Origin of the sequence: Xanthomonas sp. CFBP 7698, assembly GCF_003600855.1 — a bacterium.
Lineage (GTDB): Bacteria > Pseudomonadota > Gammaproteobacteria > Xanthomonadales > Xanthomonadaceae > Xanthomonas > Xanthomonas cannabis.
Window position 1 is genome coordinate 630,513 of sequence record NZ_PRDN01000002.1, and the last position, 24,094, is coordinate 654,606.

Sequence of the window (24,094 nt, forward strand, 5' to 3'; positions counted from 1 at the left end):
TGCGGTGCTTTCGTCCTTCAACGACGTCGCCAGCACACTGTCTGGTGCGGTGCCCTCGCGAATTGCGGGACCGTGTGGCGGCATGGATGCCGCCACCGAGCCTCCACGGACGGATTCACGGCGTGTCCCGCGAGCGGTGAGGGCACCGCGCCCTCGACCGACCCATCGTTTAGATGTTGAACATTGGAAGAGAGATGCTGGAACTAGCCACGCATACTCCACAGCGGTGCAGTCGTGTGGTCTGCAGCTCTACACCGCTTCGACAGCAAACCGTTGCGCATTCGCCAGCGCACGATACTCGCGCGGCGTCATGCCCACGGCCTGCTTGAATTGCCGCGCAAACGCGCTTTGATCGCTGAAGCCGCAGGCGTGGCCGATTTCGGTCAGGCTCTTGTCGCCGTGCAGCAGATGCATGGCCATCTGCAGCCGCAACTTTGCCAATACCTGCTGCGGAGTGAGCTGGAACACCTTGCGGAACGAGCGTTGCAGCTTGGACATCGAAAACCCGGTGATTTCCACCAGCGCCTGCATGCGCACGTTCTGCGCGTAGTTGGCGTTGAGGTAGGCCAGTGCGAGCCGCAATTTTTCGTACTGCGACTCGTGCCCGTCCTGCGGACCGAGATCGCGTGAGATGCCGATGATGCCCTGCACCTTGCCATCCACCAGCAGCGGGCGTTTGCAGGTGAGACACCAACCCGGTTCGCGGTTGGCGAACAGGTGCAGCTCCAGCAGGTTGTCGATCACCTCGCCGGCCAGCACCTGCTCATCCTGGTTGGCGTAGTTGGCACCCAGGCCGCTCGGGTATACCTCGGCCACGCGCTTGCCGATCAGCTCCTTGCGCGATTTCAGGCCAAGCCGCCGCAGCATGGTCTGGTTGACGTGGGTATAGCGGCCCTCGCGATCCTTGACGAAGAACAGCACGTCCGGCACGGCATCGAACAACGCTTCCAGATCGGCAGGATCGATGCTCTTCATGCAGGGCGGTGGGCTCGTGAGCAGGAAAGACGCGGCGGCAAGAAAACGACGCAGCCATCTCGGCGAACAGCATCGCCGCGCCGCTTCATGATACGCCGCGCAGGCCGCACGGCTTGCAGGAGGTCAGCGCGGCTCTTCGGCCACGGTGGCCGTGGCTGCAGCGGGAGCGGCCTTGGCGGTGTCGAGCGAAGCACTCGTCGCGCCCAGACGATCGGCCGGCGTGCGCCGCGCCGCCCAGCTCTGCACCACGGCCGCACCCGAGTGCGACCCCACCTGCACGCGCAGACGCGCGCCGGCAGCCGGTGCCACAAATTCGATTTCGCAGTCGCCCGCCGCCATGCAGCTGTCGGCTGCAAGCGGATCCACCGGCTGCCAGCCCTGTTCGGCAATCGCCTGCGAGAACGCGCGGTAGCTCATGCCCGACTTCAGTGTTGCCGGCAGCGGCACCAGCAGCTCGCTGTCTGCCGCCTCCGCTGCGGCCACGGGCGCCGCAGGTGCCGGCACACGCGCAGGTGCGCCAGCTGCCGTCCGCGGCGTGGCGCTCCAGGCAGGGCTGAAGATCAGGGCGAGGCCCAGCAGGACGGGACGGGCGAACGTGCGCATACGGAAGATCCTTGCGATCCTGCAGGGACTGGGAAAGTTAAAGAAGCGCTATTTTGACACGTCGACATGACGCCGGGGCGATGATGCCCGTGCGCGATCAGCCGCCGTTTCGTCATGACACTGTTTGGCGCGCCCGCAAGCGCACCCGACAGCGCTCGTCTCGGCGTAACGTGTGTGACCGTAAGCGAACCCGACAGCAATGCGCCTGTAGCAGCGATCGCTGCATGCTGCGGGCCGACCTTGGCGCACGCAGCCGCATGTGTCGCGGTTGCGTGCGCACACTTGTCGCGCTGCTGTGTGTAAACCAACGTTGCAGCGTGCCCATCGATGCAGACCGGCACGCCGCATTGCGCGGCGTGCCGGCATCGCCGGCTTATTGCCCGATGTGCTGCTTCAACCAGCCGTTGACGGTGTCGTGCCACAGGATGCTGTTGTCCGGCTTGAGCACCCAGTGGTTCTCATCCGGGAAATACAGGAACTTGGAGTCGATGCCCTTGCGCTGCAGCGCGGTGAACGCGGCCAGCCCCTGTTCGACCGGGATGCGGAAATCCTGCTGGCCGTGGATGACCAGCATCGGCACCTTCCACTTGTCCACGTGCAGCACCGGGTTGAACTTCTCGTAGCCGGCCGGGTTCTGCCACGGCGTGCCGCCGTTTTCCCATTCGCTGAACCATAGTTCTTCGGTGGCGTAGCCCATGGTGCGGTTGTCGAACACGCCGTCGTGGTCGACCAGGCATTTCCACGGCTGATTCCAGTTGCCCGCCATCCAATAGACCATGTAGCCGCCGTAGCTGGCGCCCAGCGCGCAGGCCTTGTCACCATTGAGGAAGCCGTACTGCTTCTGCGCGGCGGCCCAGCCCTTTTGCAGGTCTTCCAGCGGGCGGTCGCCCCAGTGCTGGCTGATCGCATCGGTGAATTCCTGGCCATAGCCGGTGGAGCCGTGGAAGTCGATCATCACCACCGCGTAGCCCTGGCCGGCGTACGTCTGCGGATTCCAGCGGTTGCTCCAGCCATTGCCGAAGCTGCCCTGCGGCCCGCCGTGGATCAGGAACGCCACCGGATAGGTCTTGCCTTCCTGATAGTTGTACGGCTTGACCACGTAGCCGTAGACGGTGTCATTGTTCCAGCCCTTGAACTGGAACTGCTCGTAGTCGCCGAACTGCACGTCGGGCAGCTGCTCGCCGGCGCTCTGGCTGATCGCACGCAAACCCTGGCCCTGCAGGTCGCTCACGAAGATTTGGTCGCCGCTCTTGAGCGAGTTGCGGGTAAACGCCAGCGTGGTCCCGGCCAGCGTCGGTGCGTGCACCGCGCCCTCGCCGACCAGCTTGGTCGTGGTGCCGGTGGCAATGTCGATCTTGAACAACGGGTGCTCGCCGAGCTCGTCGGCGCTGGTGTACAGGCTGGTACCGTCCTCGCTCAAGACGATCTCACCGGCGGAGCGATCCCACTTCGGCGCGATCTCGCGCGTCTTGCCGCTGGCCACGTCCATCGCCATCAGGCCGAAGCGATCGGCCTCGAACCCTGGGCGCTTCATGGCGCGGTAGTACAGCGTCTTGCCGTCGGCGCTGAACACCGGGCCGGCATCCCAGGCCGGGTTGGCCGCGGTGAGGTTGACCGGTGCAGACTTGCCGCTGGCATCCAGGCGATACAGATCGAAGTTGGTCTGCCACGGCTCGTCGTTGCCGGTGGGCTTGGCGCCGGCCTTGGCATTCTTGCCCGCTTCCGGGCCATGCGGCTGCGGGATGCGCACACTGGCCACCACGGTGCTGCCATCGGGCGACCAGGTGTAGTCGTCGTTGCCGCCAAACGGCTTGGAGGGCGCGTCGCCGGCCAGCGTGGCACTGATGGCCGACGCCCCGACCACGGCCTTGCCGCCTGCCGCTGGCAGGTCGGCCACGAACAAGGTATTGCGGCGGCCATCGTTCCAGGTGTCCCAATGCCGCACGAAGAGCTGGTCGTACACCACGCCGCTGGCTTTGCTGTTCTTGAGCTCGCCCAGCCGCTTCTTGGTGCAGCCCAGGTCCGAACCGCAGTCCTGGAACACGCCCGCACTGAAGACGATGCGCTTGCCCTCGGGCGAGAGCTTGTAGCTGTCCACATCCACCGCAAAGGCGGTGAGTTGCTGCGGGGTGCCGCCGGCCAGCGGCTGCGCATAGAGTTGCTGGCTGCCGGACTTGCTGCTGAGGAAGTACACCGTCTTGCCATCGGGCGACAACGCCGGGCTGTTGACGTTCCAGCCTTCCGGGGTCAGCCGCTTGGGTGGCGCCAGATCGCGCGTGCGCAGATTGCGCACCCACAGGCTGGTGGCCGGCTTGCCATTGCTGGTCTTGGCCTGGCGTTTGGCGAACAGCACGCTGCCGCCATCGGGCGTGAGCGTGGGTGAGGACACCCGGTCCAGCGCCACCATGTCGCGCACATCGAAACCGCGCGCGGCGGCAAGGTCTGGCAAGGCGGCCAGCAAACACAAGGGCAATACGGCGTGACGCAGCTTCATCGATAATTCCCGCAACGGCAAAACGCCGATGGTAGGCGTTGCTGCGGCGCACGCGCAAAGGCAGGACGTCATGCGGCGTGAAGTGGCGCGGCACGCCGTCGCGCGCATTGCCCATGCCGCCTATGGGCGGCACGGGCAATGCGCATCAGAAGCGGTGCGACATGCCCACATACACCTGCGCGTCCGGGGTGCGGTCGTTGAGGCCGAAGTTGGCGCCCACGTCCAGCTGCAACAGCGGGTTGAGCAGATACGTCGCGGCGATGTCGGCCGAATACTGTTCGACCGTCTGTGCAGGATCGCGGTTGATCGAGGACCACACCTCCACCGCCATCGACAGCTTCGGCGTGAGCGGGTGGGCCAGGTTGATCGCATTGATCACCGCGATGTGCTTGCCGCTGCCATCGCTGTCGGCCAACCAGTCGAGCTCCGGGCCGAAGGTCAACGAGAAGCTGTTGGGCAACGCAAAGTTGATCGGCAGAGCGACGCCGCCTTCCCACTCGTCGTTGCCCAGGCCGGTGCGGGCGGTCGGCGCCTTGACGAACGGCAGGACCGCCACGGTGGCGGTGTCGCTTTCGTAGAAACGCGCCTTCATGCGCAGATAGATGTCGCCACCGCCGCTCAGGCTGCTGCGTGCGCCGGTGGCGCGATCGGTGGTCTTGACCTGCAGTTGTGGTGCCCAGTTGAGCTGCAGATCGATGCGGTCGCTGACGCCGTACTTGAGCGTGGGATTGGTAAACACCGAGGTTTCGATGCGTGTGCCGGGCTGGCTGTCGCGGGTGTAGCTGCCGATATCGGTTTCCAGCTGCCAGGCGCCGGTCGGCACGGTACAGGTGGAATTGGCCTTGGTCGGCCGATCGGTGCAGAGCGCCGCTTCGGTGGCGTCTTGCGCCTGCGCTTGAGTGGCCAGGCCGCACAGCATGCCGGCCACGGCGATGGTCAGCAGCGAGATGCGGGGTGCGCGGGAAGAAGAACCGGAAATACCGGAAATAACAGTCAGCATTGCAGTAACTCCATGGCAGAGCGCTGGGCCAGGACACAACAGGCCAGCAGTGAGTGGGGGGAATGCGCGTGGAGAGGTGGATCGACCGCACGCCGCCCAAACGGCGACGTCTGGTCGATCCTATCGAACTGTCGAGCTCGCCAGACAAAAAGCGGCCGCAACCGTGCCTTGAAAGGAGCGCAGTGTGATTGGGCTAACGTTTTTGTCGGCAGCAGCGGCGGCGCGATGGCTTATTGCGCGGAGATCAGCGGGGTCGATCCAGGCTTGCGGCAGTGGTGGCGCATCATCCGTGCGGGAGACGGCACGATACGCAGCGGCGGCATAAAGGCGCTATGCATGAGCGCTGGACCCGGCATAAAGTCGGCGCAAAGACAGGCCGCAGACGACGAGGTGCCGTCAGGGACCGTCGATGGAGTTTGCAGCGGCGGTGCGTGGGGATGATGCAGATGATGGCAGCGACATCCGCTGCGGGCAGGTCGCCTTGCGCGCCTGCCAGGACGGCGCATGCATCGCATGCGCCGTGTCTGTCGCAGGCTCAGGCGGCCTGTTCGCCGCGCTTGCCGACGCGGTACAGCAGCCAGCCAACCAGGGCGAGAATGGCCAGGCCGATCCATTGATTGAGCTGCAGGGCGGCCGGCAGTGCCAGCACATCGGCACGGCTGGACAGCACGATCGGCACGGCAATGGCGATGCCCATCAGCGCCTCGCCGGTAATCAGGCCGGCGGCGAACAGCACGCCCGGACGATGCACGCGGTCGCGGCCATCTTCGTCGTCGGCGCGGATGTTGTGGAAGCGCTCCACCAGGTGCGCGATCAGGCCACCGATGAAGATCGGCACCATCAGTTCCAGCGGCAGATAGATACCGATGGCCGCCGCCAGCACCGGCACGCGGAAGCGCTTGCCGGTGGCCTTCAACCATTCGTCCAGCGCGATGATCGCCGCACCGACGCCGGCGCCGATTGCGATCATGGTCCACGGCAACTGGCCGCCAAACAGTCCCTTGGCCACCGACGCCATCAAGGTGGCCTGGGGCGCGCCCAGCGAATTGGGATGTTGCGGCGTGGCCGGGCCGATGCCATACGCCTGGGCCAGCAGATTCAACACTGGCGCCATGATCAACGCACACGAGAACGCACCGATGCCCAGCATCAACTGCTGCTTCCACGGCGTGGCACCAACCAGATAGCCGGCCTTGAGATCCTGCAGGTTGTCACCGCCCACCGCCGCCGCGCAGCACACCACTGCGCCGATCATGATGGCCGCCACCGCGCCCAGCGGCGCAGCGCCGATGCCGACCGGCACTAGGCCGCTCTTGCCCAGCAGCAGCACCAGCACCGCCGATGCGAACAGGATGGTGGAGATGGTGATGCCGGAAACCGGGTTGTTGGACGAACCGATCAACCCGGCCAGGTAGCCGGACACCGACACGAACAGGAAGCCGGCCACGATCATGATGATAGTCATCGGGATCGACACATGCCATTGCTGCACGATGGCCTGGTACAGGCCCAGCAGCGGCAGCGTGCACAGCACCAGCGCCACCAGCATCCACTTCATCGGCAGGTCGCGCTCGGTCTCGGCGACCACGCCGCCACTGCTCTTGCGCGCAGCCGCAAAGCCGCTCTTGATGCCGGAAAACAGCGACTTGCGCAGCGAGAACAGCGTCCACACGCCGCCGATCAACATCGCACCGACACCGAGGTAGCGGATCTTCGCGCCCCAGATGCCGAATGCCGCATCGGCGGCCGGCGCACCGGCCAGGCTCTGCGCCAGCGCCGGATCGCTGCCCATGAAGAACTGCTGATACAGCGGGATGGCGATATGCCAGGACAGGATCGAGCCGGACAGCACTACGATGCCGACATTCAGGCCGACGATATAGCCCACGCCCAGCAGCGCCGGCGACAGGTTGGTGCCGATATAGCCAACCAGGCGGCTGCTGCCCAGGTAAGTGGCCTGCGCCCAGGTATCGGGGATCACGCGTAGGCCGCTGGCCGCACCGAGCTTGACCAGCGCGCCGATGGCGCCGGAGGCGGCCAGGATCTTCAGGCCCGGGCCAGGATTTTCACCGGCCTTGAGTACCTCGGCCGCAGCCTTGCCTTCGGGGAACGGCAGCGGGTCTTCGACGATCATCGAACGCCGCAGCGGCACCGAGAACAGCACGCCGAGCAGACCGCCCATGCCGGCGATGCCCAGCACCCACCAGTACTTGAAGTCCGGCCAGTAGCCCATGATCACCAGCGCCGGGATGGTGAAGATCACCCCCGCCGCGATCGACGAACCGGCCGAGGCGCCGGTCTGGACGATGTTGTTTTCCAGGATGGTGCCGCCGCCGAGCAGGCGCAGCACGCCCATCGACACCACCGCTGCCGGAATGGCGGTGGCAATGGTCAGGCCGGCGAACAGGCCGAGATAGGCGTTGGCGGCCGAAAGCACCACCGCCAGCACGATGGCCAGCACGACGGCGCGGAAAGTGAGCTGGCGCGGCTGCGCGTCATGGCGCATTGGGCGTTCCCCTGTAGGCAAAAAATCCGCACCACGCTAGCGTCTACGCAGGTTTCCGTCCAGCTGCGCCGCGGCGTGACAGTGTGCAAGGCATGGCGTGCGGCACCAACGACATCGGCGGCGACGCCTTGCGTGGCGCGATGGAGACGCCAGCTGGCGGCAGCCTGTGTGGATCGATGCGCCCGTGGCGCCACGGATTCGCACACGGCGCCGGCCTGGGCGTGGGGCTCGCTATCGTCCTGCACAGCAGCGCGTTGACAGGAGCCTGTGCGCCCCGCTCCGGCCGATGCGGCGTGCGCTGACCGCCAAGCCTGTTTCATCGGCCTTCCATCGCATACCGCGGCCGCGTGCCGAAAGGTCCGACACTTGATCCGTCCACTGACCCCGTTGATTCTGGCCGGCATGCTGTTGCGGCCCGCTGCCGCCGATGCATCCGGCAAGCAGCCTGCTCAGGACGCGGCACGATGCCCGGCACCTGAAACGGTGCACTACGCGGCCGGACGCTATCGCGCCCCTGTCCGGCTCGACATCGGCTCCGGAAGCGGCGTGTGGGCCAGTACGCTGCAACCCAACGCGGGCAGTCCAGGGCATTTTTCATCAGCGCTCTACTACGGCACCCTCGCCGTAGCGGCGCCCAGCACCGGAGTGCTGGTCAATTGCAGCTACACGTTACGCGGTGGCACGGAGGTGGATCTGGCCTACTTCGATCGTCAGACGCCGGATACGCAACGCAACCTGATCGTCACCCTGCAGCACCCATCCCGCTGGCAGCTCGATCAAGCGCCAGCGCCTGGGCAGGATCAGTTCTATGCCTGTTCCCGCAGCGAGGACATCCGCAGCGCGGCGGACTGCGCGTTCGAGCCGCTGCGCCTGGAGTGACGCAGCGGCACGCCCTGATCAGTGCAGCAACTCGGCAAACGCGCGGTCGGCCTCGATGACCTCAGGCAGCGCGGCGAACAACGCGTCCAGATCCACGCCGTCCATCAGCGGGCCACGCACCGCCTGCAGTGCCGCCGCAGGGTCGCCGCCATGGGCATGCAGGGCGTCGGAGACCTGCACGGCCTGGGCGACCAGCAAGGGCATGCGCGCGCCGTCGGGTGCGGCCGCGGGGCGGACCTGGTAGGCAATGGCTTCCTGGATCACGGCTGGCAACTGCCAGCGACGCACCAGCTCGGCGCCCACTTCCGGGTAGCCGAAGCCCAGTTGCAGCGTCTCTTCGGCGGCATGGCCGGCCGATGAGGTGTCGTGGTTGATGCGGCTGGCGTAATCCGGGGCGCCGGACTGGATCAGCAGCTCGCCGATGTTGTGCATCATGCCGCAGGTAAAGGCGGTTTCCGGGTCCAGGCCGTGCTGGCGCGCCAGTAGGCGGCAGATGCCGGCCACTTCGAAACTGTGCCGCCAGAATGCCTTGAGGTCGAAGCCCGGGCCGGCGCGGAAGGCGCCAGTCATCGCCGAGGCCAGCACCAGGGTGCGCAGCGTATTGAAGCCCAGGCGCATCGCGGCGTCTTCCACGCTGGTGGAATCGCGCAAGCCGTGAAAGCGCGCCGAATTGGCCAGCCGCAGCACCTTGGCGGCGATCACCGGATCGCGCTCGATGCTGCGCGCCAATGTATCGATATCGGTCTGCGGATCGTCGAATTGACGGATCAGGTCCTGCGCCACCTTGGGTACCGTGGGCAAGGTATGCAACTGCTCGAACAGCGCCTCCAACTTCATGATCGCCTCGTGGGTGAAGGGATAAGCCAGCGCGGCCGCGCCAGCCTGCATGGTGTAGCACAGACCGGTTGGCTGTCGGTGACCGACGCAGGGCAGTATTCATGCGCGTCCGGGTTTCGTGGTGCACAACGCCTGCGTGGACCGGCCTCAGGCGGGTCTTCGCCGATAGCGACCTCGACAACTCCGCCCTGCCCGGCGTCGCTCGGCGCCTGTGATACCGGCGATGCGCGGGTGATCGGCACCACAGGTGGTCACCCACCCTGCATTGCAGTACACGAATGAAGGCATCCGGGCAGGCGTATCGACGCGATGGAGTGTTGCGCTGCCGATACCTGCTGCACGCGGGCAGCGCTCAATGAAAATCGCGCGAGGGCAGCTGCATCTCGCCGAGCAGGTTGCTGAGGTCGTGCAGGTCGCCGGCGATGAGGTGCTCCACGCCGTCCACGCGTTCCCAGCGGCCGCGCACCGCGAGCAGGCGCGATTCCAGCAGCGCGCGGCGGCGGCGCAGCGCCAAATGCGACCAGACGATGACGTTGATCATGCCGTGCTCGTCTTCCAGGGTGACGAAGATGGTGCCCTTGGCGGTAGCCGGGCGCTGACGCTGGGTGACCAGGCCGGCCACATGCACGCCGCTGCCGTGGCGGCGTCCCTGCAATTCGCGCAGGCCCAGGATGCGCCGCTGGCGCATCTGCGGGCGCAGCAGCGCCATCGGGTGCTGGCGCAAGCTCAGGCCGACTGCGCGGTAGTCGGCCAGGATTTCTTCGCCCGCGCGCGGCGCTTCGAACTCCACCGGGCGTTCTTCCGGGCTGCCCGGCAGCAACGGTCGCCGCGCTTCCACGCCGGCCATCGCCCAGCGCGCGGCGTTGCGGTTGCCCACCAGGCCCTGCAGGGCGCCGGCTTCGGCCAGGGCCAGGCGCGCTTTTTCGTCGAGTGCCGCGCGCAGGCACAGGTCGCCGATGTCGGCGAAAACCCGTTGCGTGCGTGCAGCGACAATGCGATTTGCCACCACTTCCGATAACCCGGCAACTTGCCGCATGCCCAGCCGGATCGCCGGCTGTTCGCCCGGGTCGGCGTCGCTGCGCCACGGCCGGCCACCGACCAGGGTGTTGTCCCAGTCGCTATGCAACACGTCCACCGGCAGCACCTCCACACGTTCGCGCTCCGGGCTGCCGCGGCGCGCGTCCTGCACGATCTGGCTGGCCGAATAAAACCCCATCGGCTGCGAATTGAGCAGCCCGCAGGCGAAGGCGGCCGGTTCGTGGCGTTTGAGCCAGCAGCTGGCATAGACGAGTTTGGCGAACGAGGCGGCGTGGCTTTGCGGAAACCCGTAGGAGCCGAAGCCCTTGATCTGTTCGAAGATCTGGTCGATGAAAGTGGAGGCGTAGCCTCTGTTCTGCATGCGCTCGCGCACGCGCGTGCGATGTTGCTCCATGTCGCCGCCGCGCCGCCAGGCCGCCATGGAGCGGCGCAGATTGTCTGCCTCGCTTTCGGTGTACTCGGCGGCATGCATCAGCAGTTCCATCACCTGCTCCTGGAACAACGGCACGCCCAGCGTGGGTTTGAGGATGTCTTCCACTTCCGGCGATGGATAGTTCACTTCTTCGCGGCCCTGTCGCCTGCGCAGATACGGATGCACCATGTCGCCCTGGATCGGGCCGGGCCGCACGATCGCCACTTCGATCACCAGGTCGTAGAACACCGCAGGTTTGAGCCGCGGCAGCATCGCCATCTGCGCGCGCGATTCGATCTGGAAGACACCGACCGTGTCGGCGCGCTGGATCATCTTGTAGGTGGGCGCGTCGTCGCCGGGCAATGTCGCGATGCTGTAGTCGCGCCCGCGGTGGCCGCGCACCAGGTCCAGTGTCTTGCGGATGCAGGTCAGCATGCCCAGCGCCAGGCAATCGACCTTGAGCAGCTTCATGGTTTCCAGATCGTCCTTGTCCCACTGGATGATGGTGCGCCCTGCCATGGCGGCGTTTTCCACCGGTACCAGCAGCGATAGCGGCTCGTCGGAGATGACGAAACCTCCGACATGCTGGGAGAGATGGCGCGGGTGATCGCGTAGGTGCTCGGTGACTGCAAGAATCTTGTTGATCAACGGATTAGCCAGATCGAACCCGGCTTCTTCGATGCGCTGTTCCATCGGCGTTTCGCCATTGCCCCAGCCGTAGCAATTGGCCAGCAGCGCGATCTGATCCGGCGGCAGACCGAAGGCCTTGGCCACGTCGCGTACCGCACTTTTGCCGCGATAACAGATCACCGTTGCCGCCAGCGCCGCACGTTCGCGGCCGTACTTTCTGTAGACGTACTGCAGCACTTCCTCGCGGCGTTCGTGTTCGAAATCCACGTCGATGTCTGGCGGCTCATCGCGTTTTTCGGAGAGAAAGCGCGCCATCAACAAACGCGTCTCGTCCGGGTTGACTGCGGTGATGCCAAGCGCATAACACACCGCCGAATTGGCCGACGAGCCACGGCCCTGGCAAAGAATTTTTTGATCGCGCGCGAAGCGCACCACATCCTGCACGGTGAGGAAGAACGCTTCGTACTTCTTGAACGCGATCAGCGCCAGCTCTTTTTCGATGTCCTCGCGCACCTTTGCCGAGATGCCTCCCGGCCAGCGCTTGCGAATGCCGGCTTCGGTGAGCTGACGTAGATAACTGGTTGGCGTATGCCCTTCCGGCACCAGTTCTTTAGGGTAGGTGTAGCTGATCGTGGAAATATCGAAGGTGCAGCGTTGCGCCACCTCCACTGTGGCCTGCAATAGTACATCCGGGTAGATATTTCCCAACGCACGCCGCATACGCAGATGGCGCTCGCCATTGCGAAATAGATGCGCGCCGCACTCGGCCAGCGGCAGGGTGTGGCGGATGGCGGTCAGGGTGTCTTGCACGATGCGCTCGCGGCGTTGCGCCATATGCACATCGCCGCTGGCCAAGGCGGTCATGCCCAGTTGCTGGGCAAGCGATTGCAGCGCCTGCAGGCGTGCGGCATCGTCCTGTTCGCGATGCAGTTCCACCGCCAGAAACGCGCGCTCGCCAAACACCTGTTGCAGCCAGGCGCCCTGTTCTGCCTGCGGCTGCGCACCAGGCAACCATAGTGCAAACACACCTGGTACACCGTCGCGAAACTGCGCTTCCACTTCGGCACGTCCCAACCGATACGCGCCCTTGCTTGCCGCACGCCGCGCGCTGGTGATCAGCGCACACAACTGCGGATAGCCCTGCGCGTTTTCCACCAGCAGCACGAAGCGGGTGCCATCGACGAGGGTGAATTCGCTGCCGACGATCAGCCGCACGCCGGTGGCACGCGACGCTTCCAGGCCACGCACGATGCCGGCCAGCGAGCATTCGTCGGTGATGGCCAAGGCGCTGTAGCCGCAGTGTTGCGCGCGCACGAACAACTGCTCTGCGCTGGAGGCGCCACGCAGGAACGAGAAATCCGACAGGCAATGCAGCTCGGCATACGCGGGCAAGCCATCGGCGACCTGCGCATGGGTGATGTCGTCGTTGGCCGCACGCAGCCGCGCGGCCACATTCCAGGCGCGCGGCATGCGCCCGCCGGGCGTGTCGCGGTCCACGCCATCGACGGCGTCATCCCAGCTCATGCACGGATGCCTTCAACTGCGCGCTGCGCCCTGCAGATTTCCAGTGCGCGGCAGATCGCATCGCAGTAGGTCCTGCCGCGTTTTGTTTGGAGCCGTGGCACCGGCCGCGTGCGCCCCAGCCGCAATGAGCAGCCAGGCTGCTGCACGTGCTCCGATACCGCACGGGCGTGCGCGCTCATGCGAACCACCCATGCAGCATCCAGCCATCCACCCGGCCCGGTGCGGCGAATACCCAACCGCGCCGGCCGCGGGCGGTTTCCACCACGTAATAATCGCGACGCGCGTCGTCGTCGTCCCACCAGCCGCTTTCCAGCCGCTCCGGCCCGGACACGATGCGCAGGTGCGGGTCGTGCAGCGGCACCGGCTGCGGCAGCAGCCAGGTGGGACGCGGCGGACGTGGCGGCGCAGCGGTTTCGCGCACCGCATCGCCGATGGCGCGACGCCAGGCACGTTCCGGGCGCGGGTCGTCGGCCGGCAGGATGCGATACACCGCGTCATCGCCCAACCGCGCACGCAGGCGTTCGCGCAGTTGCGGCCACTCCACCGATTGCTGCGCGCGTTGATCGAACAGGTCGCGCATGGCCGGCACGAACGGCGGCAGTTGCCGCGCCAGCAGGCGCATCGCCACCACCGGGCGCGGAATCTCCACCCGCTCCAGCCGGTTGCGCGCCAGCTCGAACAGCAACGTAGGCGCACGCTCCGGCGTCAGCAGGCCGATCTCCACATCGGTGGCGCCCTCTTCGTGTTCCAGGCGCAGCAAAAACCGCTGTACGCCGCCATCGCGAATGGACAGGTACGTGCACAGGTCGCCGATCAGCCGGCGCAGCGGAAACAGCAGCGCCGGATGCGTTTCCACCTCGTAGCCCAGCTCCACGCGATGGTCGAAGTGGTCTGGCGGCGCGTAGCACTCCAGCGGGTCGTCGACTTGGCCATAGAGGCGATCCAGATGATCGAGCAGGCCCGCACCAAACCGCCGGCGCAGCCCGTCGCGCGGCAGGCCGCGCACCGCCGCGAGCGTGCGCACGCCCATGTGCTGCAGGCGCTCGCCGGTATCGTCGGGCAATGCAGCGCGGCGCACAGGCACCTTGTCGAGCGTGCTGTGCAGGGCCGGCAAGTGCGTTACCACCATGCCGTCGCGCAGCCCGGCCAGCACGCGTGCGGCGCGCGGCGTGGGTGCCAGCGCAAGCCGGTGCTGGAAGCCCAGCGCCTGCAGCTCGTCACGCAAGCGCCGCTCGAACCGTGGCCAGGGGCCGAACAGGCGAAAGCTGGCGCCGGCTTCCAGCACGATGGCGCGCGACCACTGCTGGCTTACCAGCGAGCTGTGCCGGTAGGCCCAGGCGGCCAGAAAGCGCTGCGTGCGCGCCTCGTTGTGCGCCTCGTAATCGATCGTGCGTACCTGCGCCATCAAGGCATGCGCCGCCGACAAGCGCATGCCCGGTTTGAGCCCCGCCTGCGCGGCGGCAAGATTGACCGAATGCAGGCTGCGCAGCTGCGCCGGCCCCTGCACCAGTACCAACGGCGCGTGTGGCGCTTCAAGCCGCCGGAGAACGGCGTCCAGTGCCAGCTGCGGCAATAAGATGCAGGCCCACAACATGCGCGCGGCTCAATGCGCCAGCCGCAACGGCTGCGACGGGACCTGCCCGCCGCGGCATTTGCGCACCTGCCAGGCATCGCGCTCGGGCAGAAATTCCAGCCGCAGGGCTGCCGGCGATGCATTGACCGCATGGCGGCGATCGCGCAACGCAAACGCGCAGCAGTTGCCGCTGTCGGCCGCCACCTGCAACCGCCGCAATGCACGCGCATCGCCGGTCTGCGGCCAGCCCAGCACCGCCGCGCAGGCGCCACTGCGCAGGCATTGTTCGAACGCCCACAAGGCGTCGCGCGGCTCGGCCTGCACCACCTCCAGATGTTCCAGCACCACCCCGCCCGCCTGCCAGGCCGGCGCATATGGAATGAACGGCGGGGCTACCAGCACCACCCGGCTGCTGGCAGCGGTCATGCGTGCCAGGGTGGGCAACAACAAGGCGATTTCGCCCACGCCGTGGGCAGGCAACAGCAACTCGGTCAGCGCACGCCGCGGCCAGCCGCCGTCGGGTAGCAGCGCATCCAGTGCGGTATGCCCGGTGGCTTCGCCGCCATTGGCGGTGGCCGTGCCATGGCCGGCCCGCCACACCGTGCGCGCGGCCAGCAAGGCATCCAGCGGCAACGCCAGCGCCGCATTGCCGTGTTGTCTGGTGCGCGCGGGCTCCTGGCTCATGTCAGCCCTGCCGGATCAGGCCGCAGTACAGTCCCTCGATCGCGAAGTCGGCATCGGCCGCCACCACGATCGGCGCATGCGCGCGGTTACGCGGCAGCAGGCGGATGCGCTCGGGCCCACGCTCCAGGCGCTTGATGGTGATTTCGCCGTCCACCCGCGCCACCACGATCTGCCCATCGCGCGCCTCGTTGCTGCGATGCACGCCCACCAGGTCGCCATCCAGGATGCCGTCGTCGATCATCGAATCGCCCTGCACTTTCAGCAGGTAATCCGGGCGTAGCGAGAACAGCGCGCGATCCAGCCAGAGCTGACGCTCCAGGCCGATGTCTGCGCCGATCGGCACACCCGCCGCCACCCGCCCCAGCACCGGCAAGGCCAGCACCGCATCGCGCCTGGCCCCGCCGGGCATGCGGATGCCGCGCTTCTGGTTGGGCAGCAGCTCGATCAACCCGGCCTCGGCCAGGGCCTGCACATGCTTTTGCGCCGCGTTGCGCGAGGCAAACCCGAAGGCCTGCGCAATCTCGGCCAGGCTGGGCGACACGCCGGCCTGGGCCTGCTCTTGCAGAAAGGCCAGCACCGCAGCGCGTTGAGGAGACAGTGGGGGCATGGCAACGGCAGCCGGACGGGACAAGGTGTACATTTGTACACCAATCAGTCGCAGCAAGCGAGATTGGCTTGCTGAGCCGATTCAGCACACCGCTTGCGGCTGGGCGATGCTGGAGTTATAACTTACGTACCAACGTGAGATGCTGTCATGAAACTCAAGATCACTGCCATCGGCAATTCCGCCGGCGTCATCCTGCCCAAGGAATTGCTGGCCCGCCTCCGCCTGGGCAAGGGCGACGAACTCTATGCACTGGAAACGCAAGACGGCATCAAGCTGACCGCATTCGACCCCATATTGGCTGCGCAGATGGATGTTGCCGAGCAGGTGATGCGCGAGGATCGCCAAGTGTTGAACAAGCTGGCCAAGTGAACACGCGCATGCTGGTCTGGATCACGCATGCGCTTGCGTTGGCGATCCACGAACGTCAATTGAGCGAGCACGGCGGCGCGAGTGGAGTGCGCGACGAGGCGCTACTGGCCTCGGCACTGGCACGCCCGCAACAGCTGTTCTCCTACGGTGATCCGCCGCCCGATCTGGTGGAGCTGACGGCCAGCCTGGCCTATGGGCTTGCGCGCAACCACCCGTTCGTCGATGGCAATAAACGCACTGCCCATGTGTGCTACCGGGTCTTTTTGCTGCTCAACGGCGCGGAGCTCATCGCTTCGCAGGAAGAGAAATACGTTGCCATGATGGGCCTGGCCGATGGCGCGTGGAGCGAAGCAACATTTGCGCAATGGCTACGGCCACGCGTGCGTTTGCGCGCGGACACGCACGTGCACGAACCGCAAGGCCATTACGGCTGAAAGCATGCCTGTGGCAGCAACACGCCCGTGTTGTCATGCATGCGCAAGTATCCACACGTCGTAACTCGATCGGCATTGAAGTCGCCACCTGGCGCAGGCGCTTTCACTCCGCACGCTTACGCGTTGCAGCTGCCTTCTTCGCGGCCGCCTTGCGCACTGCCGGGCCCTTGGTGCTTGCGGCTTTCTTTGCCGCTGCCGAACGGTCGCTGGCTGTGCGCTTTTTGGCAGCGCCCGCGGCCTGCGTGGACAGGGCCTGCTTGCCCACTGTCTTCTTGGCGGTGGTGTTTTTGCTGGCAGTCTTCAAGGCTTTCTTGGCGCCGGCCGAGCGTGTGGGCGACACCGGCTTTTTGGAAGTTGCAGCGGCGCTGTCCTGTGCGGATTTCTTCTTGGTGGCTTTGGACGCGGAACCGGACGGTGCAACATCCACGCCATCGCGGCGCGCCTTGGACAGCCCGATCGCGATGGCCTGCTTGGTGCTCTTCACTCCATGCGCGCCTTCGCGCACCTGTTCGATTTCTTCCTTGACGTATTCGCCGGCCTGGGTACTGGGCGATTTTCCTTCGCGCTTGTCCTTGTCGGCAGCGCGGCGCGTCTTGGTCTGTGGCATGGCACTTCCCGGGCTGTGGATGGCAGCCCGATGTAACAAGCGCGGCGTCAATATGCAGTGGGCGCAATGCTCACCTGACGTTGAAGCGTGCCTGCGCCACCCCAGGCCTGTGCATGCGCCTGGCTTAGGCAAGACTGAGCGCATCGGCCAGCGAATGTATGCGTCACCGCGCTCAGCTCACACTACGCTTCGCCAGCCGGTAGCGGCTCACCTTGCGCATCGTAGGCGGGTGGGTGATAGAAGTTGACCGTCTTCAATGGCGTGTGCCCGGTGTTGCGGATCTCGTGCGTTTCACCGCGCTCGATGGCAATCAGGCAACCGGCCTGCAGTGCATGCGCCTGCCCTTCGACCACTGCCACGCCGGTGCCGTCCACCACGTACAGCCATTGATCGGCGCCACGGTGACGATTGTCGGGCCCGCCTTCGCCCTCGCCCGGCGCGATCACCATTTCGGCGGCCTGCACCTGGCGCACCGAAAACAGCACCTTGAACGCATCGGTCAACGTCAGCTGTGCACTGCGCATGGGGCATCTCCTCGGGATTGACGCGATGCTGGGCCGCCACGCGTCAACGCGCTGGCAACGCGCTCATGGGTGATGGCAGTACCACGCCCAGACCTGGTCGGGCAGGTGCGCCTGCAGCGGCAGATCCAGCGCACGATACCCATCGAGCACATCGCGCAGCGCGCGTTGCGGCGGCGTGGTGCCGAGCAGGCCATCCAGTTCGTCCGGGCTCAACTGCACGGCCGACCAGTCGTACAGGCGATCGATCCGCTGCGCCATCGCCGCCTGCAGCCAATCGCGCAGCACAAAGACGCGATACCCCTGCGTCTGCAGGTCAGCCACTGTCAGCTCCAGCGCCTGGCTCACGCCACGAAACCACTCGGCATGCCCGCCTGCCGTCGCACGGATGGCCAGGGGCGCTGGCGCGTTGTGCGCAAGCAACGGGCGGCGCAGTTGCAGCTCCAGGTCGCGTGCATCGCGCTCACGTTCGGCTTCCACCAACAGCCCGCGCTCCAGATCGAAAAAATCGAACCAGCGCGGGTGCAGGCTGCCGATGCGCCCCAACGGGTCGCGCGAGAAACCGATCTTGCAATGGTCTTCCCATTGGCACGGGAACACGTAGGTGAAGCAGCGTCCGTCGGTGGCGACCGTCGTGGCGCGGCGTGTCCGCGTGCTCACCGCTGCCCCGCACGCGCACGCACTGGCGCAGCGGGTTGGGACGGTGACGGCGCCGGCTCCCAGCCGAAGACGCTGCGCCCGCCGTAACGGTGCGAATCGCGGCGTTCCTGTGCGATGTACTCCTCCACCGTGGGACCTTGCGCGCTGGCTTCGAGCCGGCGCGCCTGCGCGTCCAGCCGTGCGATCGCCTGCAAGCGTTCGTCGTTGCCCAGTTTGGCCTGCTGCATCGCCTGCTTGAGTACGCCGATGGTGTGATCGAGCACCCGTGTCGGCACCGGAAACGGATGGCGGTCCTTGCCGCCATGAGCCAATGAAAAGCGTGCCGGGTCGCTGAAACGGCATGGCGTGCCATGCACCACTTCGGCCACCATCGCCAGCGAACGCAAGGTCCGCGCACCTACGCCAGGTACTTGCAGCAATGCGGTGAAATCGCGCGGGCCGGCTTCGGCGGCAGCGGCCAGGCTGGCGTGCAGCCGCCGGACGATCACGTTTTCGCTGCGCACATCGTGATGCTCGGGCATGGACAGATGCGGTTGCTGCGCCGGGTCCCAACCGTGCCCGGCGAACAGATCGCCAGTCACCGGGCCTTGCGCAGCGGGCGCCGCTACAGGCGCTTCCACACCCGCAATCCGCTGCCATTCACGCGCTAGCTGATCCGGCGCGGTGCTGCGCAGCAACTCCACCTGCGCCTCACGCGAGGCGGCGGCCCGTTGATCTGCAAGATTGACGATCCTGCCCTGATGCGCCCCGTCGATGGCCGCATGCGGCGCATCCACGAAACTGCTCAGCCCCTCGGAGAGCCAGTGATACCGGCGCGCCTGCTTGCGTTGCCCATGCATACCCTGCTGCACCACCACCCAGCGGCCGTCATCGCTGACGATGAAACCGTGCAGGTACAGGTCGAAACCGTCCTGCACTGCCGCGCTGTCGACCTTGGCCACCAGCCGGCTGGCCTGCGCCAACGCCGCGCCATCGAGCCCCACCGCGTCGCCCACCGCCAGCAGCTCAGCCGGTGTGGCGCGCGAATGCCGGCCGCGCCCGCCACACACATGGATGCCCAGCTCGCCAGCCAGAGGCGTCATCCCACGCTTGAGCGCGCCGATCACGCTGGTGGTGATGCCGGACGAATGCCAGTCCATGCCCATCACCGCACCGAACGACTGAAACCAGAACGGATGCGCAAGCCGACGCAACAACTCATCGCGTCCATAGCTGTGCACGATGGCCTCGCACATCACCGCACCCAGCCGCGTCATCCGCTGCCCCAGCCACTGCGGCACGCGTCCGCCATGCAAGGGAAGATCTGCACTGCCGCCGCGCCGGCTCATGACTGCCACTGCTTGTTCATGTCACCAGAATACCGGCGCTGCGTCGCACCCGCTGGGACGCAGCTGTTGCAGCGCGCCGCATTGCTGACGAATTCAGTTCGAAGGCTTGCACCACCTCGCAGCGGATCAGCATGCCCTTCACGACAAGGGTGCAACCGTCACAGCGCTGCAGATGCGCGATATCACCTCGAATGAATAGAGGAGGTGGTCACTCTGCGTTGACCCCTTCGTCGTCAAGGTGGTGGCCCTCCTCAGCCATCGCCACGGGGTTCGCATGAATGCCACGCCCGCCACTGCCCATGAAACGGCACCGGCCACCGCCACTGCCCCTGCGCCGACTTATCCGGTGAATCTGCGCATCAACGGCCAGCCCTATCACCTCCAGCTCGAAGCCTGGGTCAGCCTGCTCGATCTGTTGCGCGACCGGCTCGATCTGACCGGAAGCAAGAAGGGCTGCGACCACGGCCAGTGCGGTGCCTGCACGGTGCTGGTCGACGGGCGCCGCATCAACAGCTGCCTGACCCTGGCGGTGATGCAGGACGGCGCCGACATCACCACCATCGAAGGCCTGGCCGATGGCGAGCAATTGCACCCGTTGCAGCGCGCCTTCATCGACCACGATGCCTTCCAGTGCGGTTACTGCACGCCGGGCCAGCTGTGTTCCGCGGTGGGCCTGATCAACGAGGGCAAGGCGCACGATCGCGATCAGGTGCGCGAGCTGATGAGCGGCAATCTGTGCCGTTGCGGTGCCTATCCGCAGATCACCGATGCGGTGATGGAGGTCCTGGGCAAGCCCGGCGACAGCCGCGACAGCGCCACCACGCCGTGGACGCCCGGGACGGTGCCGGCATGATTCCGCTCAGCTACGCGCGCCCGGACAGCATCGATGCCGCGCTCACCGCCATCGCGCCGCGTGGGGATGATCCGCATCCGGTACCCGCAGACGCGCCGGTGCGGTTGATTGCCGGCGGCACCAACCTCACCGACCTGATGAAGCTGCAGCTGATGCGGCCCAGCAGCCTGGTCGACATCAACCGCTTGCCGCTGGACAGCATCACCACGCTGCCGGAAGGCGGGCTGCGCCTGGGTGCGTTGGCACGCAATGCCGATACCGCCTACCACCCGGAGGTGGAAACGCGCTATCCGTTGCTGAGCGCGGCCATCCTGGCCGGTGCCTCGCCGCAGATCCGCAACATGGCCAGCAATGGCGGCAACCTGCTGCAGCGCACGCGCTGCATGTATTTCTATGACCGTGCCACGCCCTGCAACAAGCGCGCACCCGGCAGCGGCTGTTCGGCCATTGGCGGGCTCACCAAGTACAACGCCATTCTCGGCGCCAGCGCGCACTGCATCGCCACGCATCCTTCGGACATGTGCGTGGCGTTGGCCGCGTTGAATGCGGTGGTGCATGTGCAGGGCCCGCAGGGCGAACGCGCCATTGCCTTCCCTGATTTCCATCGCCTGCCCGGCGACCATCCGGAGCTGGACAGCACCCTGGCGCCGGACGAGTTGATCGTGCACATCGACCTGCCCGACGCGCAGCGCTTTGTCGCCCACAGCGCCTATCTCAAAATCCGCGAGCGCCTGTCGTATGCGTTCGCGCTGGTGTCGGTTGCCGCCGCGCTGGATCTGACAGAGGACGGCAGCATCGGCGAGGTGCGCGTCGCGCTCGGCGGCGTGGCGCACAAGCCATGGCGCAATCCCGATGCCGAAGCGCAGCTGGTGGGCCTGCCCGCCAACGCCGAGACCTTCGCGCGTCTGGCCGATGCGCTGCTGCAGGGCGCACAGTCGCAAGGCGAAAACGGCTTCAAGCTGCCGCTGGCGCGCCGCGCCATCGTGCGCGCACTGGAGGTCGCACGCGAGGGCACCATCGACAACCGCGGGCGCACCAGCGCGCTGGAGGAATCGTCATGAATGCACGCAGCACCGACCTGTCCAACACCGAACTGACGCCACCGGTTGCCGACCAGGGCACCGGCTTGCGCCCGACCGGCACCGGTGTCCCGCGCATCGACGGGCGCGCAAAGGTCACCGGCCAGGCACGCTATGCCGCCGAATGGCCGGTGCCGGACCTGGCCTATGGCGTGGTGGTCAGCAGCAGCATCGCGAAGGGAACCATCGTCGGCTTCGACCTGGCAGCCGCGCGTGCGGTACCTGGCGTGCTGGACATCATCACCCATGAAAACCGTCCGCACATGCGCGGCATGGACCTGTTCTACAAGGACATGACCGCACCGGCCGGCTCGCCGTTCCGCCCGTTGTACGACAACACCGTGCTGTACAGCGGGCAGCCGATCGCCTTGGTGGTGGCCGAGACCTTCGAAGCGGCGCGTCACGCCGCGCATCTGGTGCGGGTGGACTACGCCCAAGAGCCGCACGACACCAATCTGATGACCAATCTCGACCGGGCGCACAAGCCCAAGGCGATGAAGGCCGGCTTCTCGCCGCCGCCCAAGGACAAGGGCGAGCCGGACACCGCGTTCGTCAATGCCGCCTGCCAGGTGCAGGGCGACTATTACAGCGGCGTGGAGCATCACAATCCGATGGAATTGTTCGCCTCCACCGTGATCCGTGAGGCGGACGGCCACTTCACCATCTACGACAAGACCCAGGGCTCGCAGAACAGCCGTTGGTATGTGTCGCACGTGTTTGGCCTGAGCAAGCGCAAGGTCACCGTGCGCAACCCGTATGTGGGCGGCGCCTTCGGTTCGGGCCTGCGCCCGCAATATCAGCTCGCATTGGCAGTGATGGCCTCAATCCTGCTGGATCGCTCGGTGCGGGTGGTGCTCACCCGCCAACAGATGTTCACCTTCGGCCATCGCCCGGAAACCGTGCAGCGGCTCAAGCTCGGCGCCGACCGCGACGGCACATTGCGGGCGATCTGGCACGAGGCCATCGCCGAAACCTCGCGCATCGAGGATTACGTGGAGGTGGTGGTCAACTGGAGCGGCCAGCTGTACGCCTGCGACAACGTGCATCTGGGCTACAACCTGGTCAGTCTGGACCAGTACAGCCCGATGGACATGCGCGCGCCCGGCGCCACCCACGGCGTGCATGCGCTGGAAGTGGCGATGGACGAGCTGGCCTACGAGGTCGGTATCGACCCGTTGGCGTTGCGGTTGAAGAATTACGCCGAGGTCAATCCGGCCGACGACAAGCCGTTCTCCACCAAGGCGCTGCGCGAGTGCTACCAGCAAGGCGCCGAACGCTTTGGTTGGGCGCAGCGCCCCATGCAACCACGTGCGCGCAAGGAAGGCAGCGAGTGGGTTGGCTGGGGCATGGCCACCGGGCAGTGGGATGCCATGCAGATGTTTGCACGTGCGCACGCCGTGCTGCATGCCGATGGCCGCCTGGTGGTGAGCAGCGCCGCCAGCGATATCGGCACCGGCACCTACACGGTGATGGCGATGATCGCCGCCGAGGCGCTGGGCCTGCCGCTGGAACAGGTGACCTTCCAGCTGGGCGATTCCACCCTGCCCGTCGCGCCGATCGAAGGCGGCTCCTCGCACGTCAGCACGGTGGGTTCGGCCGTGGATGGGGTCTGCGGCAAATTGCGCACCAAATTGTTCCGGTTGGCGCAGGCCTTGCCCGACTCGCGCTTTGCGCGGGTCAAGCAGGACGCTGTGGTGTTCGCCGATGGGGCCATTGCCTTGCGTGGCGATGCCGGCAGTGCGATTGCGCTACCAGCGTTGCTGCGCGCGGCCGAGCTGGAGCAGATCGAGGACAAGTTCCTGCTGCTGCCCAACGTGCTCAAGCAGCGCAAGTACACCCGCGCCACGCATGGCGCAGTCTTCGTGGAAGTACGGGTGGACGAGGAGCTGGGCACGGTGCGGGTGACGCGCGCGGTCAGCGCGATTGCCGCGGGACGCATCCTCAACCCCACCACCGCGCGCAGCCAGATCATCGGCGGCGTGGTGTGGGGCATCGGCCAGGCCCTGCACGAACACACCCAGTCCGACCATCGTTTCGGGCGCTTCATGAATCACGACCTGGCGCTGTACCACGTTTCGGCCAACGCCGACATCCACGACATCGAGGTGATCTTTGCCGACGAAGACGACCGCGTGGTCAGTAGCCTGGGCGCCAAGGGCGTGGGCGAGATCGGGCAGGTCGGCGTGTCGGCGGCCATCTGCAATGCGATCTTCCACGCCACCGGCAAACGCATCCGCAGCACGCCGATGACGCCGGACAAGGTGATGGCGGACTGAGCGGTTTACCGCGGATGCGTCCATCCGCGGCTTGCCCACGACGGCAACGCACGGGCTCGACATTGCAGGATGTCGGGCCCGTCGCGTCTTGCGACTACATCGCTGGCACTGCGCATTGCACAGGCCAATTCCTCCGAAGCGGCCACATCAAATGCGAACGCCACCGGCGCGAATGCCGCGGCGCTGCTGTAGCGTGAGCGGACCT

The 24,094-nt window shown here is 66.3% G+C and carries 20 protein-coding genes; 6 read left to right on the plus strand and 14 right to left on the minus strand.

The features are described from left to right. Window positions 1-249: 249 nt before the first annotated feature. The 5 genes from XnspCFBP7698_RS10590 to XnspCFBP7698_RS10615 all read right to left on the minus strand — a co-directional run bounded on the left by XnspCFBP7698_RS10590 (window position 250) and on the right by XnspCFBP7698_RS10615 (window position 7,578). On the minus strand, window positions 250-975 hold the full coding sequence (locus XnspCFBP7698_RS10590; RefSeq protein ID WP_039413302.1) for an AraC family transcriptional regulator: 726 nt from the start codon (window positions 973-975) through the stop codon (window positions 250-252). Between the two features lie 123 nt (window positions 976-1,098). Next, window positions 1,099-1,578 (minus strand): hypothetical protein, encoded by a 480-nt coding sequence (locus XnspCFBP7698_RS10595; protein WP_104581147.1) that lies wholly within the window; start codon window positions 1,576-1,578, stop codon window positions 1,099-1,101. A gap of 373 nt (window positions 1,579-1,951) precedes the next feature. Beyond that, complete coding sequence (locus XnspCFBP7698_RS10600) at window positions 1,952-4,072, minus strand: S9 family peptidase (protein WP_123137415.1); 2,121 nt, start codon at window positions 4,070-4,072, stop codon at window positions 1,952-1,954. A 145-nt stretch (window positions 4,073-4,217) separates the two neighbouring features. Next, the gene (locus XnspCFBP7698_RS10605; protein WP_123137416.1) at window positions 4,218-5,072 is read right to left on the minus strand and encodes a transporter; all 855 of its coding nucleotides are present in this window, start codon (window positions 5,070-5,072) and stop codon (window positions 4,218-4,220) included. Between the two features lie 535 nt (window positions 5,073-5,607). Continuing rightward, window positions 5,608-7,578: an oligopeptide transporter, OPT family gene (locus XnspCFBP7698_RS10615; RefSeq protein ID WP_047694232.1), complete on the minus strand. Its 1,971-nt coding sequence runs from the start codon at window positions 7,576-7,578 to the stop codon at window positions 5,608-5,610. 366 nt (window positions 7,579-7,944) lie between these two features. On the opposite strand from XnspCFBP7698_RS10615, the gene XnspCFBP7698_RS10620 reads away from it, so the two are divergent. Further along, window positions 7,945-8,457, plus strand: coding sequence for a DUF3757 domain-containing protein (locus XnspCFBP7698_RS10620; RefSeq protein ID WP_123137418.1), 513 nt, complete (start codon window positions 7,945-7,947; stop codon window positions 8,455-8,457). Between the two features lie 18 nt (window positions 8,458-8,475). Here the strand turns inward: XnspCFBP7698_RS10620 and XnspCFBP7698_RS10625 are convergent, their stop codons facing one another. The 5 genes from XnspCFBP7698_RS10625 to lexA form a co-directional block, all read right to left on the minus strand. Further along, on the minus strand, window positions 8,476-9,294 hold the full coding sequence (locus XnspCFBP7698_RS10625; RefSeq protein WP_047694267.1) for an HDOD domain-containing protein: 819 nt from the start codon (window positions 9,292-9,294) through the stop codon (window positions 8,476-8,478). A gap of 352 nt (window positions 9,295-9,646) precedes the next feature. Continuing rightward, window positions 9,647-12,898, minus strand: a complete 3,252-nt coding sequence (locus XnspCFBP7698_RS10630) for an error-prone DNA polymerase (RefSeq protein WP_199680138.1) — start codon at window positions 12,896-12,898, stop codon at window positions 9,647-9,649. Window positions 12,899-13,073: 175 nt separating this feature from the next. Further along, window positions 13,074-14,492, minus strand: a complete 1,419-nt coding sequence (locus XnspCFBP7698_RS10635) for a DNA polymerase Y family protein (RefSeq protein WP_123137419.1) — start codon at window positions 14,490-14,492, stop codon at window positions 13,074-13,076. 9 nt (window positions 14,493-14,501) lie between these two features. Beyond that, window positions 14,502-15,155, minus strand: coding sequence for a translesion DNA synthesis-associated protein ImuA (imuA, locus tag XnspCFBP7698_RS10640; protein WP_199680139.1), 654 nt, complete (start codon window positions 15,153-15,155; stop codon window positions 14,502-14,504). Window position 15,156: 1 nt separating this feature from the next. Beyond that, window positions 15,157-15,762: a transcriptional repressor LexA gene (gene lexA, locus XnspCFBP7698_RS10645; RefSeq protein WP_123137481.1), complete on the minus strand. Its 606-nt coding sequence runs from the start codon at window positions 15,760-15,762 to the stop codon at window positions 15,157-15,159. Window positions 15,763-15,909: 147 nt separating this feature from the next. On the opposite strand from lexA, the gene XnspCFBP7698_RS10650 reads away from it, so the two are divergent. After that, complete coding sequence (locus XnspCFBP7698_RS10650; protein WP_123137420.1) at window positions 15,910-16,131, plus strand: AbrB/MazE/SpoVT family DNA-binding domain-containing protein; 222 nt, start codon at window positions 15,910-15,912, stop codon at window positions 16,129-16,131. A gap of 8 nt (window positions 16,132-16,139) precedes the next feature. Beyond that, entirely contained in the window at window positions 16,140-16,565 is a 426-nt protein-coding gene (locus tag XnspCFBP7698_RS10655) for a type II toxin-antitoxin system death-on-curing family toxin (protein ID WP_029818875.1), read from the plus strand. Window positions 16,566-16,668: 103 nt separating this feature from the next. On the opposite strand, the gene XnspCFBP7698_RS10660 is transcribed toward XnspCFBP7698_RS10655, so the two are convergent. The 4 genes from XnspCFBP7698_RS10660 to XnspCFBP7698_RS10675 all read right to left on the minus strand — a co-directional run bounded on the left by XnspCFBP7698_RS10660 (window position 16,669) and on the right by XnspCFBP7698_RS10675 (window position 19,681). Further along, a complete protein-coding gene (locus tag XnspCFBP7698_RS10660) occupies window positions 16,669-17,172 on the minus strand; it encodes a DUF6496 domain-containing protein (RefSeq protein WP_123137421.1) in 504 nt (167 codons plus the stop codon). 182 nt (window positions 17,173-17,354) lie between these two features. Further along, window positions 17,355-17,696, minus strand: coding sequence for a cupin domain-containing protein (locus tag XnspCFBP7698_RS10665; protein WP_047694220.1), 342 nt, complete (start codon window positions 17,694-17,696; stop codon window positions 17,355-17,357). Between the two features lie 63 nt (window positions 17,697-17,759). Beyond that, on the minus strand, window positions 17,760-18,353 hold the full coding sequence (locus XnspCFBP7698_RS10670) for a GIY-YIG nuclease family protein (RefSeq protein ID WP_123137422.1): 594 nt from the start codon (window positions 18,351-18,353) through the stop codon (window positions 17,760-17,762). Next, on the minus strand, window positions 18,350-19,681 hold the full coding sequence (locus XnspCFBP7698_RS10675; protein WP_123137423.1) for a DUF763 domain-containing protein: 1,332 nt from the start codon (window positions 19,679-19,681) through the stop codon (window positions 18,350-18,352). Before XnspCFBP7698_RS10675 ends, XnspCFBP7698_RS10670 begins: the two co-directional genes overlap by 4 nt. Window positions 19,682-19,955: 274 nt before the next feature. On the opposite strand from XnspCFBP7698_RS10675, the gene XnspCFBP7698_RS10680 reads away from it, so the two are divergent. Genes XnspCFBP7698_RS10680 through XnspCFBP7698_RS10690 form a run of 3 tightly spaced genes read left to right on the plus strand, consistent with a single transcriptional unit; the run spans window position 19,956 to window position 23,889 of the window. Continuing rightward, entirely contained in the window at window positions 19,956-20,534 is a 579-nt protein-coding gene (locus XnspCFBP7698_RS10680) for a (2Fe-2S)-binding protein (protein WP_104581140.1), read from the plus strand. Continuing rightward, window positions 20,507-21,595, plus strand: coding sequence for a xanthine dehydrogenase family protein subunit M (locus XnspCFBP7698_RS10685; RefSeq protein ID WP_199680140.1), 1,089 nt, complete (start codon window positions 20,507-20,509; stop codon window positions 21,593-21,595). Before XnspCFBP7698_RS10680 ends, XnspCFBP7698_RS10685 begins: the two co-directional genes overlap by 28 nt. Further along, window positions 21,592-23,889, plus strand: a complete 2,298-nt coding sequence (locus tag XnspCFBP7698_RS10690) for a xanthine dehydrogenase family protein molybdopterin-binding subunit (RefSeq protein WP_123137424.1) — start codon at window positions 21,592-21,594, stop codon at window positions 23,887-23,889. Before XnspCFBP7698_RS10685 ends, XnspCFBP7698_RS10690 begins: the two co-directional genes overlap by 4 nt. Window positions 23,890-24,094 lie beyond the last annotated feature (205 nt).

Bases quoted from the DNA above. Each gene is read 5' to 3' on its own strand.
- XnspCFBP7698_RS10615 (WP_047694232.1), bottom strand. From the start codon at position 7,578: ATGCGCCATGACGCGCAGCCGCGCCAGCTCACTTTCCGCGCCGTCGTG.
- XnspCFBP7698_RS10680 (WP_104581140.1), top strand. From the start codon at position 19,956: ATGAATGCCACGCCCGCCACTGCCCATGAAACGGCACCGGCCACCGCC.
- XnspCFBP7698_RS10690 (WP_123137424.1), top strand. From the start codon at position 21,592: ATGAATGCACGCAGCACCGACCTGTCCAACACCGAACTGACGCCACCG.
- XnspCFBP7698_RS10665 (WP_047694220.1), bottom strand. From the start codon at position 17,696: ATGCGCAGTGCACAGCTGACGTTGACCGATGCGTTCAAGGTGCTGTTT.
- imuA (WP_199680139.1), bottom strand. From the start codon at position 15,155: ATGAGCCAGGAGCCCGCGCGCACCAGACAACACGGCAATGCGGCGCTG.
- XnspCFBP7698_RS10655 (WP_029818875.1), top strand. From the start codon at position 16,140: ATGCTGGTCTGGATCACGCATGCGCTTGCGTTGGCGATCCACGAACGT.
- XnspCFBP7698_RS10660 (WP_123137421.1), bottom strand. From the start codon at position 17,172: ATGCCACAGACCAAGACGCGCCGCGCTGCCGACAAGGACAAGCGCGAA.
- XnspCFBP7698_RS10650 (WP_123137420.1), top strand. From the start codon at position 15,910: ATGAAACTCAAGATCACTGCCATCGGCAATTCCGCCGGCGTCATCCTG.
- XnspCFBP7698_RS10600 (WP_123137415.1), bottom strand. From the start codon at position 4,072: ATGAAGCTGCGTCACGCCGTATTGCCCTTGTGTTTGCTGGCCGCCTTG.
- XnspCFBP7698_RS10675 (WP_123137423.1), bottom strand. From the start codon at position 19,681: ATGAGCCGGCGCGGCGGCAGTGCAGATCTTCCCTTGCATGGCGGACGC.
- XnspCFBP7698_RS10605 (WP_123137416.1), bottom strand. From the start codon at position 5,072: ATGCTGACTGTTATTTCCGGTATTTCCGGTTCTTCTTCCCGCGCACCC.
- XnspCFBP7698_RS10590 (WP_039413302.1), bottom strand. From the start codon at position 975: ATGAAGAGCATCGATCCTGCCGATCTGGAAGCGTTGTTCGATGCCGTG.
- XnspCFBP7698_RS10635 (WP_123137419.1), bottom strand. From the start codon at position 14,492: ATGTTGTGGGCCTGCATCTTATTGCCGCAGCTGGCACTGGACGCCGTT.
- XnspCFBP7698_RS10630 (WP_199680138.1), bottom strand. From the start codon at position 12,898: ATGAGCTGGGATGACGCCGTCGATGGCGTGGACCGCGACACGCCCGGC.
- XnspCFBP7698_RS10625 (WP_047694267.1), bottom strand. From the start codon at position 9,294: ATGAAGTTGGAGGCGCTGTTCGAGCAGTTGCATACCTTGCCCACGGTA.
- XnspCFBP7698_RS10595 (WP_104581147.1), bottom strand. From the start codon at position 1,578: ATGCGCACGTTCGCCCGTCCCGTCCTGCTGGGCCTCGCCCTGATCTTC.
- lexA (WP_123137481.1), bottom strand. From the start codon at position 15,762: ATGCCCCCACTGTCTCCTCAACGCGCTGCGGTGCTGGCCTTTCTGCAA.